The sequence below is a fragment of the Kitasatospora aureofaciens genome (assembly GCF_019192735.1).
GTDB classification, from domain to species: domain Bacteria; phylum Actinomycetota; class Actinomycetes; order Streptomycetales; family Streptomycetaceae; genus Kitasatospora; species Kitasatospora aureofaciens_A.
In genome coordinates this window covers 1-12,426 of the sequence record NZ_JAHTKP010000015.1, presented here as the reverse complement: position 1 = coordinate 12,426, position 12,426 = coordinate 1, and the positions used below count along the sequence as shown (strand labels likewise).

Sequence of the window (12,426 nt, the reverse complement as noted above, 5' to 3'; positions counted from 1 at the left end):
CTCAGAGCCCGGTGCGCGCGAGGTCCTGCTCGGCGTAGCGCGCCCCCACGGCCGGCGCGATCGCGTCGAGCCGCGCCAGCTGGGCCGGGGTCAGCGCCACGGAGGCGGCCGCCGCGTTCTCCTCGACGCGGGTGCTGCGCCTGGTCCCGGGGATCGGTGCGATGTCCGTGCCCCGGGAGAGCAGCCAGGCGAGCGCGATCTGGGCCGCGGTCGCCCCGGCCTCGGCGGCCACCTGCTGCACCTCCTCGACGATCCGCAGATTGGCCCCGAAGTTCGCCCCGGCGAACCGCGGGGTCGTCAACCGGAAGTCGCCGGCGTCGAGTTGGTCCGTAGAGCGAATCGACCCGGTGAGGAAGCCGCGCCCGAGCGGCGAGTACGCGACCAGCCCGATGCCGAGCTCGCGCAGCAGTGGCAGCAGGGCCTGCTCCGGGTCCCTCGTCCACAGCGAGTACTCGGTCTGCACCGCCGTCACCGGGTGGACTGCGTGGGCGCGCCGGATGGTCTCCGGGCCGGCCTCGGACAGGCCGATGTGCCGCACCTTGCCCTCCCGGACCAGCTCGGCCAGCGTGCCCACCGTCTCCTCGATCGGCGTGCCCGGGTCGACCCGGTGCTGGTAGTACAGGTCGATCCGGTCGGTGCCCAGCCGCTTGAGCGAACCCTCGACCGCGGTGCGGATGTTGGCGGGCGAGCTGTCGAGCGTGTTCGGGCCGGCGCCGCCGTGTGCGACGAGGCCGAACTTGGTGGCCAGCACCACCTCGTCGCGCCGCCCCGCGATCGCCCGGCCGACCAGTTCCTCATTCGTGAACGGACCGTAGATCTCGGCGGTGTCCAGGAAATTCACCCCGAGGTCGAGGGCGCACCGGATGGCCCTGACGGATTCATGGTCGTCGCTTCCGGCGCCCGTGTAGTAGTCCGACATCGACATCGCGCCGAGGCCGATGCACGAAACTTCGAGCGTGCCCAGGGAAATGCGTTGCATGGAAAGAGAACCAACCTTTCGTCAACGGATGACGACAGTGCGGCGGGGGCGTGTCGGCAGCCCCGCGGATTCCCGACGCCAGCAGACAACCACAGTCGAAGGCTGTTCACCAAACCAGCACTGACGCTCCGTCACCTACCCGAAACCCCGAGGTCGACCGGCGGCTTGGGACTCCTCGACAAGGCCTGGAGCGGATCGTGGCCGCTATGGGCCACGTGCTTGTCCCGGCCCGGTGATCATGTTTGACTCGGACTCGTTCAATTCCGCACCGCCGGTCCGGACAACGGGTTCGCGGGCAGCGTCGCCCTCGCCGAACCGCGCCGACCGCGTAGCGCCGCGGAATTCCCCAGACCTGTCAAATTCAGCCCAGCCACCTATTCCAGCCATTCCTGTGCCCGCGTCCGCGGGCGGATGGAGGCCGTGATGACCCGTATGACGCTCGGGCCCATTCCCGTCAATGCCGATTACGAACTCGAACAGCTCACACACCGCATGGGAATCGAAATCCGCCGCTGCGAACCCGGCCTGGTGACCGGCACGATGCCGGTCACCGGCAACCGCCAGCCCACCGGCATCCTGCACGGCGGTGCCAACGCGGTGTTCGCCGAGACCCTCGGCTCGCTGGCCGCGCTGATGTACGCCGGACCGGACGGCAACGCGGTCGGCCTCGACCTCTCCTGCACCCACCACCGCTGGGTCTCCTCCGGCACGCTGACCGGCGAGTGCCGACCGCTGTACGAGCGGGAGTCGGTGGCCTCGTATCAGATCGCCATCACCGACGGGTCCGGGCAGCGGACCTGTACCGCGTTGCTCACCTGCGTCATCCGGCGCGGCGCCACCCGGCGCCGGGCCGGCCACCCCCAGGACGACTCCCGACGGACGGAGCACTGATGACCACCCAGGTCGCGCACACCGTACTGGCCTCGGTCGACGACTACCTCGGCCCCGGCGACCGGCGCTTCTTCGGCCGGGGCTTCCGGCGGGTCCAGTACGACCTGAGCCACATCCGGGTCGCCCGCACCCCGGACGGCGTGGCCGGCGCCCGGGCTGTGGTCCGGGTCCGCTACCCGTCCGACTGGTCCCGCAAGGCCGTCGGCGACCTCCGCCCGCACTTCAGCACCGTCGACGGGCTCGTGCTCGCCGCCCAGCTCGCCGAACTCTGCCTCACCGACCGGCGCGGCGACGACCTGCGCGAGGCATGGCTGCGCAAGGTGCGGATCACCGCCGGCAACCGTCCGCAGGAGGACCTCGACCGGCTGGAGGCGATCGCCACCTGCCGCCGGCAGGAGCCGCTCGACGGTGCCCCCGGCTGGTCGGTCTCGGTGATCGACTGCAGCATCGGCACCATGCGGGTGCGCTGCGAGCTGGTCCACCCGAGCGGCAGCCCCCGCCAGGGCCGGTGGCAGTACGCGAATCCGGCCGAGGTCCTCGGGCCCGCCGCCGACCGCTACTACGACCACGGGTTCACCACGCGCCGCCAGCTCGTCCGCGACGTCACGGTGGATCAGGCCGCGCTCACCGCCACCGCCCGGCTCGGCATCGAGCAGGAGGAACCGGCCAGCCCGACCCCGCGCGGCCTGGAGACCGCCTACGGTCCGTCCGTCACCATGGTCGACACCTTCGTGACCGCCCTCCAGCTCGCCCAGGTGATGCTCTACGAGATGGACGGGGTCCGCCGCCAGGACAGCGACACCCTCTGGATGCGCCAGACCGTGCTGTCCGCGGCCACCGCGCACCGCCCCTTCGACGGGGGAGTCCCGGTGACGACCGCCCTCGCCGAGCCCGACCTGCTCCGGCTGAACGGCGACACCTGGCGCACCATGACCGTGGCCGCCGAGATGGCCGGCATCGAGCTGCGCTCCGCCGTCACCCACCGGCTGCCCGCGGACCACTCGCTGACGGCCGAGCCCGGGGCGGTGACGCGATGACCCGCGCGGCCGTCCTCGCTGGCGTCGGAGCCACCGTGCCCCCGCGCGTCGTCACCAACGACGAACTGGCCCGGCGCCTGGACACCTCCGACGAGTGGATCCGCACCCGCACCGGCATCGTGCAGCGCCACGTCATCGACCCCGGCATGACCACCGGCGACCTCGCCGTCGAGGCCGGGCAGCGCGCCCTCAAGAGCGCCGGGACGACCACCGTCGACCTGGTCGTGCTCGCCACCACCACCCCCGACCGGCCCTGCCCGGCCACCGCACCCTCCGTCGCCACCCGGATCGGCCTGGTCGGCGTCCCGGCCTTCGACGTCGCCGCTGTCTGCTCCGGCTTCCTCTACGCCCTGCAGGTCGGCGCGGACGCCATCGCCGCCGGCCACGCCGAGCGCGTGCTGGTCATCGGCGCCGAGACCTTCAGCACCATCCTCGATCCGGCGGACCGCTCCACCGCGGCCATCTTCGGCGACGGCGCCGGCGCGGTCGTCCTGCGGGCCGGGCAGCCGGACGAACCGGGAGCTGTCCGGCACGTCCAGCTCGGCAGTGACGGCAGCATGGCCGACCTGATCACCGTCCGCGGCGGAGGCGCCGAGGAGCGCTCCGGCGGCCGGCCGCCGCTTCCGGAGGACGCTTACTTCCGGATGGCCGGCAAGTCGGTGTTCTTCACCGCGGTGCGGCGCATGGCCGAGTCGTCCCGGACCGTCCTGGAACGGACCGGCTGGCAGGTGACCGACGTCGACCGGGTGGTCGCCCACCAGGCCAACGTCCGGATCATCCACGCCGTCGCCGAACAGCTCGGCATCCCCGCCGACCGGGCCGTCATCAACATCGACCGGGTCGGCAACACCTCCGCCGCCTCCATCCCGCTCGCCCTCGCCGACGGCGCCGCCGACGGGCGGCTCACCCCGGGCGACCGGGTGCTCCTGACCGCCTTCGGCGGCGGCGCCACCTGGGGCGCGGCGACCCTCACCTGGCCCGACGTCATGGTCGGCTGAGCCGGCCGACACCCTTTCGCATCTTTCGCATCTTTCGCACGAGCCGACCGACACCCTTCACGCGAGCCGGCCACACCCTTTCGCACGAGGAGACCAGAGATGACCCAGACCGTCACCGAGATGATCATCGAGATCCTGACCACCAAGTACGAGGTACCCGCCGAGGAGCTCTCCTCCGAGGTCGTCTTCGAGGAGCTCTCCGTGGACTCGCTCACCCTGCTGGAGATGTCGCTGATCCTGGAGAAGCGCCTCGGCGTCTCCATCCAGGAAGGCGTCCTCGACGCCGGCCAGACCGTCGGAGAGGCCGCCGAGACGATCAGCTCGCTCGGCGCCGCCGCCTGAGGCCGCCCACCGTGCGCCTCGTCCTGCTGCGTCACGGCCAGACCGATCTCAACGCCCGGAACCGCTTCCAGGCCCAGGCCGACATCCCGCTCAACGCCGAAGGACGGCGGCAGGCGCAGGAGATGGCCGAGCGGCTGACACCGGGCCGGTGGGCCGCCGTTCACTCCTCCCCGCTGGCCCGGGCCGTCGACACCGCCCGGCCCGCCGCCGACCGGCTGCGCCTGCCGCAGCAGACCCTCGACGGGCTGCGCGAACGGCACCTGGGCGAGGTCGACGGCCTCGACCGGGCCCGCTACGCCGCCGAACACCCGGACGAGCTGCGCCGGCTGCTCACCGACCCCGGCTACGCCCCGCCCGGCGGCGAGACCGGGACGGACGCCCGCCGCCGCTTCGTCGCCGCGCTGGCCCAGCTTGCGGGGGCCGATCGCGGTGGGCCGATCCTGGTGATGACGCACGGCGGCGTGCTGAACCTGCTGCGTCCGTACCTGCCCGGCTGCCCGGACGGCCCGATGGTGGGCAACTGCCGTGCGGTCGTGGTGGACGCCGTCCGTGCGCCCGACGGCGACCTGCGCGTCGAGCAGTGGCGCTGGGACGTCGCCCCGCACGCATGCCAGGACGGGCTGCCGCCCCACCCTTGTTGACCGCCCGTTCCCTGTTGACCGTTGCAGCCCCTGCTGACCACCGCAGCCCCTGCTGCCCCCCAACGAAAGGCCCCCGCCATGACCATCCAGATCGTCGTCACCTTCGATGTCCTCCCCGAGCGCCTGGAGCCCACCCTGGCCGCCTTTCAGGAGCTGGCCGCGCACACCCGCCGGGAAGAGGGCGCCCTGCGCTTCGACGTCTTCCGCTCGCAGGCCGAGGAGCACACCGTCGTCCTGGTCGAGGACTGGGCCGACCAGCACGCCATCGACCTCCACATGAAGGAGGAGTACACCGCGGCGTTCCTCGCCAAGGTTGACGGCGCCTTCCGTGCCGCGGCCCGGGTGCACCGACTGGTCGAGATCGGCGGCTGAGGCATGGCCGAGGAGTACGGACAGCCGCGCGTGCTCGTGGTGGGCGCCGGGCCGGTCGGCATGGTGCTCGCCTGCGAGCTGCTGCGGCACGGCGTCCAGGTCGAGGTGATCTCCAACGCCCGCCGGGAAAGCCCGCATTCGCGCGCCACCATCCTGTGGCCGCGGATCCTGGAGCTGCTCGACCGGGTGGGCGTGGGGGAGAAGCTGGTCGCGGCAGGCCACTACTTCGACCAGATGAACTACTACTCCAACAAGAAGATGGTCGGCCTGGTCCGTCTCGACCGGCTGCGCGGCGTCGGCTACCCCTTCGCCATCACCATCCCGCAGTGGCGCACCGAGGCGATCCTGGAGGAGCACCTCGCGACCCTCGGCGGCACGATCCGCTACGACCACACGTTCGTCGACGGCACCCAGACCGCCGACGCCGTCCAGTGCCGCCTGCACGGTCCCGACGGTGAGCCGACCGTCCGCTCGTACGACTACGTGGTCGGCGCCGACGGCTACAACAGCACCGTCCGCCCCGCCTTCGGCTTCGAGTTCGCCGGCCGCACCATGCGCACCCGGCTCGCCATCACCGACGCCGAGCTGGTCGGCGAGACCACCAGCAGCGAAGCCGCCTACTACCTGACCCGCACCGGCAACATGGTGCTCGCCCCGCTCGGCGGCGGCATCTTCCGGGTGGGAGCCAGCGTGCCGGACCGCTACCGGGGAGAACCGGACCGGGAGTTCTTCGAGCAGCTGCTGCGCGAGCGGGTCCCCGGCGAACGGCGGCTCGGCGAGATGAAGTTCAGCGGCATCTTCACCGCACACGTCCGCTCGGCGAGCAGCTACCGGCACGGCCGGGTCTTCCTGGTCGGGGACGCCGCCCACGCCATGAGCCCCTCCGGTGCCCAGGGCGTCAACACCGGCATCCAGGACGCCGTCAATCTCGGCTGGAAGCTCGCCGGCGTGCTCCGCGGCGACTACCGGCCCGGTGTGCTGGCCAGTTACGACCGCGAGCGCCGCCCCGCCGTCGAGACCGTCGCCGGGCTCTCCACCCGCCTCGCCCGGATCGGCCTGTACACCAAGCCGCACCAGATCCTCGGGCGGGACGTCCTCTACCGGCTCGGCTCGGCCACGCAGGTCCTCGAACGCGTCCTGGCACCGAGGCTCGCCCAGATAGACACCCACTACGGCCCCCGGCCGAAGCGCCGCGGCGTGGTCCCCGGGGAACGGTTGCCGCTCGGCTGGCGCGCGTCCGCCGCCGCGCCGGTCCTCGCCGTCGACCGCTTCACCGTGCTGCTCTGGCCCGGCCTGGAATACCAGTACGACCGCTGGGTCCGCTTGGTCGAGCGGCTGCGCACGGAGATCGACCGCGCCGCCGTCACCGACCTCGGTGGCCGCCCGCCCGGCCCGCTGCTGGCCAAGCTCGGCCCGGCACCCGCCGCCCTGCTGGTCCGCCCGGACGGCCACCTGGACACCGTCGTGGACCTCGACGACCGCCGGCCCGAGGCGGCCGTCCACGCGGTCGAGCGGGCCCTGGGCAGCCACCTGGCCGGACCGGTCCGGACCGCCGACACCCTCGTCACCACCTGAACCCACTGCCACCACCTGAGCAACCGTCAGCAGCCTGAACCACACCACTGTCAGAACCAACTCACCGAGGAGAGAACCGAGATGACCGAGAACACCGAGAAGACCCAGCGCGTGACCCTGACTGAGGTCGCCGACATGACCCCCGAGCAGCGCGAGGTCTACGGGAAGTTCCAGTCCAACCTGACCCGAGCCCTGCTGCTCACCAAGGGCTCCGCCGCGCCGCATCTCGCCCTGGGCGGTTCCTTCACCGTCGGCCTGCTGAGCCTGCTGGACCGCGAGGTCATCGTGCTGCGCGTGGCCAAGCTGCGGGACAGCGAGTTCGAGCGCCTGCTGCACTACCCGCTGGCCGTCAAGGCCGGGCTCACCGACGCCGAGATCGAGGCCATCGAGGAGGGCCGGTTCGACGGGATGCCGGCCTCCCGGGCCGCCCTGGTCCGCTACGTCGACGACTGCATCCTGCACCACAAGGCCGGCCACGACGCCTTCTGGGGCCTGCGGGAGCACTACTCGCAGAACGAGGTCGCCGAGGTGACCCACCTGGCCGGCCACAGCGCGATGACCGCGATGTTCCTGGCCAGCCTGGACATCCCGCTCGACCAGGACATCGCCTCCTGGGGCCGGCTGACCGAGGTCAAGTGACCGGCCGCCACCAGCGAAGGGAAGCACGGTGAAGTACGCACGGCTGGGCTCGTCCGGCCTCAAGGTGTCCCGGCTGGCGCTCGGGTGCATGAGCTACGGCGAGCCCGGCCAGGGCACCCATCCCTGGTCGCTGCCCGAGGAGGAGAGCCTGCCGTTCGTCGCCCAGGCCCTCGATCTCGGCGTCAACTTCTTCGACACGGCCAACATCTACTCGCTGGGCACCAGCGAGGAGTACCTGGGCCGGGCGCTGAAGAAGCTGGCGCGGCGCGAGGACGTCGTCATCGCCACCAAGGTCTACGAGGCCATGGGCCCGGGGCCGCTGTCCGGGGGCCTGTCCCGCGGCGCCATCATGCGCGAACTGGACGCCAGCCTGCGCCGGCTCGGCACCGACTACATCGACCTGTACATCATCCACCGCTGGGACTACGACACGCCCGTCGAGGAGACCATGGCGGCCCTGCATGACGCCGTCACCGCGGGCAAGGTCCGCTACCTAAGCGCGTCGTCCATGCACACCTGGCAGTTCGTCAAGGCCCAGTACACGGCGGACCTCCACGGCTGGACGAGGTTCGTCAGCATGCAGAACCACTACAACCTGATCAACCGCGAGGAGGAGCGGGAGATGATCCCGTACTGCCTCGCGGAGGGGGTCGGCGTCACCCCGTGGTCCCCGCTGGCCCGCGGCCGGCTGACCAGGGACTGGGACGCGCTGTCCGCCCGGACCGCGGGCGACCCCATCCAGGAGCGGTTCTACGGCCCGACCGAGGCTGCTGACCGCCGCGTCGCCCAGGCCGTTGCGGAGATCGCCGCCGAACGCGGGCTCCCGCGTGCCCAGATCGCGCTGGCCTGGCTGCTCCGGCAGCCGGCCGTCACCGCGCCGGTGATCGGCGCGACCGCGCCGCACCATCTGCGGGACGCGGTGGCCGCGTTGGACGTCGAACTCGATGAGGCCGAACTCGCCCGGTTGGAAGCGCCGTACGTCCCGCACGCGGTCGTCGAATACGTCTGACCGCTCCCCCTGACCTCCGGAGGCTCGGCCGCACCCCCGTCGGCCGGGCCTCCGGGGCACCTCCCTGCCCGCACCGCGCACGGCACCACACCGAATCGGAGACAACCATGGGCATCACCGACTTCGCCCTCACCACCGGCAGCGCCAAGGTCACCGTCGACGACCTCGCCCGTGAATCCGGCTGCGACCTCGGCAAGTTGACCGAGATCCTGCCCGCGGGCCGGCTCTCGGCGCTCGGTCCGGGGGAGAGCTCGTGGAGTCTCGGCCGGGACGCCGCCGCCAAGGTCCTCGCCCGCAACGGCGTGTCGCCCGACGACGTCGGCCTGGTCATCTACGCGGGCTCCAGCGAATGGGGCACCCCGTTCTGGTCGCCGGCTGCGAAGATCGCCCTGGAGCTCGGTGTGCACCACGCGCACTGCTACGAGGTGTCCAACTTCTGCAACGCCGCCCCCACCGCCTTCCGGATCGCCGACGAGCAGGTCAGGACCGGCGCCTGCCGCTATGCCCTCGTCATCGTCGCCGACCGGCTCAGCCAGCTCGTCGACCGGCCGGGCGGCCTGGTCGAGCTCTTCAACTTCGCCGACGGCGCCGCCGCCGTCCTGGTCTCGGCCGAGAACCCCCGCTACGAGCTGCTCGGTTCGGCCAACCGGACCGACCCGGCCTTCGTCGACCTGTACTACGGGGAGATCCGGGACAACGAGGTGAAGGTCTTCCGCCGGGACGGCGGCGAAGGCCTCGGCGAGGCATTCATCACGAACTTCACCGTGCTCACGCACCAGGTTCTTGCCGCCGTCGGCCGGAGCCTGGACGACGTGGCGTACTTGCTGGTCACCCACGGCAACCAGAACACCCAGCGACAGCTCCTGGACACCCTCGGCCTGCCGCACGAGCGCAGCGTCTTCAACTACGAGGTCGAGGGCCACCTCGGCGGGGCCGACCCGCTGCTCGCCCTGGAGGACCTGGAGCGGGCGGAGCGCCTGAAGCCGGGCGACCTCGTGCTGCTCGCCACCGCCGGCTCCGGCTTCACCTGGGGCGTCACCGCCATCCAGGTGGTCTGAGCCCCTCGTACCGAAGCCGCCCGGCAGCCAACTGTGGCTGCCGGGCGGCTTCTTGATGCTTCTTGACCTTCCGTCAGAACCGGTGCGCGGGATTCAGGTCCACTGCGAGCAGCCGCAGGGCCGCGTCGTTCGGGGTGTCCGGCTCGGCGTGGTAGAACTTCAGGATGTTTCCGTCGCCCAGATCGGCCGACTGGTACATCAGCGCGAACTCCCCGACGCTCGGGTGGTCGAAGGTCTTCGTCCCCACCGTGCAGTTTGCCACCCGGTGGCTGATCCAGAGTTGGGCGAACTCCTCGCTCCGGATGCTCAGTTCGCCGATCAGCTCGGCCAACTGCGGGTCGTGTCGGTGGTCTCCGGCGATGTACCGCAGGTAGGACACGTTCGACCGGGCCTCCAGCGGCCAGTCCACGTACAGCCCGCGGACGTTGTCGTCCAGGAAGTTCAGCCGGATGACGTTCGGCCGCACCGTCGCGCTCTGCGGCGCGTCGAAGTCCAGGTGCGGGGCGAACAGCCGGTGGTAGAGCGAGTTCCAACCAAGGATGTCGCAGCGGTAGTTGAGCACCGCCACGGCCGCATTGCCGAGGGAGTTGACCAGCATCCGCGTGTACGGGCTGATCTGCTCCGGCCGCCGGGCCGGCGTCTCCCGCTCGGTCACCGGGGTACCCACCTTCAGCAGGTACTCCTCCTCGTCCGGGCTGAGGTCCAGGGCGCGGGCGATGGCCATCAGGATGGCCGGCGAGGCGTGCGCGGTCTGCGACTGTTCCAGCCGGGTGTAGTACGTGGGGCTCACCCCGGCGAGCGCCGCCACCTCCTCGCGCCGCAGGCCGGGCACCCGACGGGCACCGCGCACCGCCAGCCCGATTTCCTCCGGCTGGATCCGCTCACGCATCCGCTTGAGGTAGCTACCCAGATCGGTGTTCACTGGTTTGTCCACACTCCTAGTGTCACACGGGGCCGAACGGGGATCAGAAGGCCGTCGTGGCAGGTCGGACGGCCGTTGCATGACGTCGGACGGGCGTCGCGCCACCTCAGTCGGTGGTCGCGCCACGACGGCGCAGCGCCGCCCAGAGGAGCGCCCCGGCCACGACGAGCAGCCCGGCGTCGACGGTCAGCGCGAGGTGAATGCCGGACAACTCGTCGGCGGCCCCGCCCCCGTCGCCGATGCTCGCGGCGAACACCGCGCTCAGCAGCGGGATACCGATCGCGATGCCGACCTGCTGCGCCTGGGTGGCCATGCCGGTGGCCATGCCCTGCATCGAGGTGTCCACGGCCGAGGTGGCGATCACCATGAAGGAGAGCATCGCCAGCATCGAGAAGACGCCGTTGACGAACTGCGCAGCGACCACGGGCACGAGCCAGACCGGAGCGTCCGTCATCCACACCATGGGCAGCATGAACAGCCCCTGCCCGGCCAGCGCGGCGCCCAGCAGCACGCGCGGCGAGACCTTGCCGACGATCTTCGGGCCGATGGTGCCGCCGAGGATCTGGCCGGCGCCGACCCCGAGCAGGGCCAGGCCGGCGGCCAGCGAGGAGTAGTCCAGCACGTTCTGGACGTACAGGCCGGTGAAGAAGATCATCGCGGTCTCGCCGCCGAAGATGAACAGCGCGCCGAGGTTGCTGAGCGCGATGTCGGGCAGGCGCAGGATCCGCACCGGCACCAGCGCGTCCTCGGTGCGGCTCTCCACCACCCAGAACACGGCGAGCAGCACGACGGCGGCCAGCAGCGTGCCGACGGCCGGGGCGTCCAGGCCGGACTCGGCGGCCCGGGTGATGCCGTAGATCCCGGAGAACAGGCCGGCGGTGATCAGCAGGGCGCCCGGCAGGTCGAGCCGGTTGCGGCTCTCGGCGCGGCTCTCCTCGACCACGATCGGCACCACGATCACGGCGGCCACGGCGACCGGGATGTTGATGAAGAACGCCCAGCGCCATGAGAGCAGCTCGGTGAGCACCCCGCCGAGGATCGAGCCGACGGTGAAGCCGGAGCTCATCATGACCCCGTTGAGCCCGAGCGCCTTGGTGCGCAGCGCGGGCTCGGTGAACGCGGTGGTCAGCAGCGCCATCGCGGCCGGGGTGATGGCCGCGGTGGCCAGCCCCTGCAGGGTGCGGGCCACCAGCAGCAGCGTCGGGGAGGTCGCGATGCCGCCGATCACCGAGGCGACCGAGAGCACCAGCATGCCGGCGACGAAGATCCGCCGCCGGCCGAGGTAGTCGCCGACCCGGCCGAAGACCAGGGTGCAGCCGGCCGCGCAGAGCGCGAACATCGTGGTGATCCACTGCAGGTTGCCGGCCGTGAACCCGAGGTCCACACCGACCTTGGGCAGGGTGACGTTCAGGATCGAGAAGTCGGCCGCCATCATGAATTGGGAGGCGAGCAGGACCACCAGGACGGTCAGCTGGCGGCCGGTCATACGAACGGGGGAGGACTGGGCCGGGGCGACGGCCGTATCGGTTGTCATGGTCCCAGCCTGGTGCGGCCGATGTTGATCAGCCAGAACCCGGCTGTGCCTACCCCCGGCCTGCCTATCCCTGGCAGTGCCAGGCTGGGGTCCGAGTAGGGGCGTCGTTTCGGCCGGGTCGCGGGACAGTCCGACGGTCATCAGGCATCCTCGGGGCCCGGACGGGGCTCGTTGGCGCTCACCCATCGCTCTGCCCGGTCGTAGGAGTAGAACCGCAGCGGTTCGGGGCGGGGCGGCAGTGCCTTCACCAGTTCGCCGGTCTTGTGGTCCTGGATGGCCCAGACCGGGTACGAGGCCCCGTGAGTGGACGTTAAGTCCGTTTCTGGTAGCGGCCTCGTCCGGGTTGGGTGAGGAAGCCTTGGCGAGTGAGGCGTCCGAGGCGGCTGCGGGTGATGTTGACGGACGCCTCGTCGGTGGGCATGCCGAGGA

The 12,426-nt window shown here is 71.3% G+C and carries 13 protein-coding genes; 10 read left to right on the top strand and 3 right to left on the bottom strand.

All coding sequences use genetic code 11. The annotated features are described in order from the left end of the window. Nucleotide 1 precedes the first annotated feature (1 nt). Nucleotides 2–979, bottom strand: coding sequence for an aldo/keto reductase (locus KV557_RS17525; protein WP_218201246.1), 978 nt, complete (start codon nt 977–979; stop codon nt 2–4). 492 nt (nt 980–1,471) lie between these two features. Between KV557_RS17525 and KV557_RS17520 the strand changes: the two genes are divergently transcribed. The 10 genes from KV557_RS17520 to KV557_RS17475 all read left to right on the top strand — a co-directional run bounded on the left by KV557_RS17520 (nt 1,472) and on the right by KV557_RS17475 (nt 9,541). After that, on the top strand, nt 1,472–1,870 hold the full coding sequence (locus KV557_RS17520; protein WP_256177566.1) for a hotdog fold thioesterase: 399 nt from the start codon (nt 1,472–1,474) through the stop codon (nt 1,868–1,870). Then, nucleotides 1,870–2,907, top strand: a complete 1,038-nt coding sequence (locus KV557_RS17515; RefSeq protein ID WP_218201243.1) for an AvrD family protein — start codon at nt 1,870–1,872, stop codon at nt 2,905–2,907. The genes KV557_RS17520 and KV557_RS17515 overlap by 1 nt, the downstream gene beginning before the upstream one ends. Continuing rightward, nucleotides 2,904–3,905: a beta-ketoacyl-ACP synthase III gene (locus tag KV557_RS17510; RefSeq protein WP_218201241.1), complete on the top strand. Its 1,002-nt coding sequence runs from the start codon at nt 2,904–2,906 to the stop codon at nt 3,903–3,905. The genes KV557_RS17515 and KV557_RS17510 overlap by 4 nt, the downstream gene beginning before the upstream one ends. Nucleotides 3,906–4,004: 99 nt before the next feature. After that, entirely contained in the window at nt 4,005–4,247 is a 243-nt protein-coding gene (locus KV557_RS17505; protein ID WP_218201238.1) for an acyl carrier protein, read from the top strand. A gap of 11 nt (nt 4,248–4,258) precedes the next feature. Beyond that, the gene (locus KV557_RS17500) at nt 4,259–4,888 is read left to right on the top strand and encodes a histidine phosphatase family protein (protein WP_218201237.1); all 630 of its coding nucleotides are present in this window, start codon (nt 4,259–4,261) and stop codon (nt 4,886–4,888) included. A 78-nt stretch (nt 4,889–4,966) separates the two neighbouring features. Beyond that, complete coding sequence (locus KV557_RS17495) at nt 4,967–5,260, top strand: putative quinol monooxygenase (protein WP_218201235.1); 294 nt, start codon at nt 4,967–4,969, stop codon at nt 5,258–5,260. A 3-nt stretch (nt 5,261–5,263) separates the two neighbouring features. Continuing rightward, nucleotides 5,264–6,835 carry an FAD-dependent monooxygenase gene (locus KV557_RS17490; protein WP_218201233.1) on the top strand — a complete coding sequence of 524 codons (1,572 nt, stop codon included), beginning with the start codon at nt 5,264–5,266 and terminating at the stop codon, nt 6,833–6,835. 81 nt (nt 6,836–6,916) lie between these two features. Next, nucleotides 6,917–7,474 (top strand): carboxymuconolactone decarboxylase family protein, encoded by a 558-nt coding sequence (locus KV557_RS17485; RefSeq protein ID WP_218201231.1) that lies wholly within the window; start codon nt 6,917–6,919, stop codon nt 7,472–7,474. Nucleotides 7,475–7,502: 28 nt separating this feature from the next. Further along, the gene (locus KV557_RS17480) at nt 7,503–8,483 is read left to right on the top strand and encodes an aldo/keto reductase (RefSeq protein ID WP_218201229.1); all 981 of its coding nucleotides are present in this window, start codon (nt 7,503–7,505) and stop codon (nt 8,481–8,483) included. Nucleotides 8,484–8,590: 107 nt separating this feature from the next. Beyond that, on the top strand, nt 8,591–9,541 hold the full coding sequence (locus KV557_RS17475; protein ID WP_218201227.1) for a 3-oxoacyl-ACP synthase III family protein: 951 nt from the start codon (nt 8,591–8,593) through the stop codon (nt 9,539–9,541). A 73-nt stretch (nt 9,542–9,614) separates the two neighbouring features. Here the strand turns inward: KV557_RS17475 and KV557_RS17470 are convergent, their stop codons facing one another. Further along, complete coding sequence (locus KV557_RS17470) at nt 9,615–10,475, bottom strand: helix-turn-helix domain-containing protein (protein ID WP_218201225.1); 861 nt, start codon at nt 10,473–10,475, stop codon at nt 9,615–9,617. Nucleotides 10,476–10,569: 94 nt separating this feature from the next. Further along, a complete protein-coding gene (locus KV557_RS17465; RefSeq protein WP_256177565.1) occupies nt 10,570–11,997 on the bottom strand; it encodes an MFS transporter in 1,428 nt (475 codons plus the stop codon). Between the last annotated feature and the right edge of the window lie 429 nt (nt 11,998–12,426).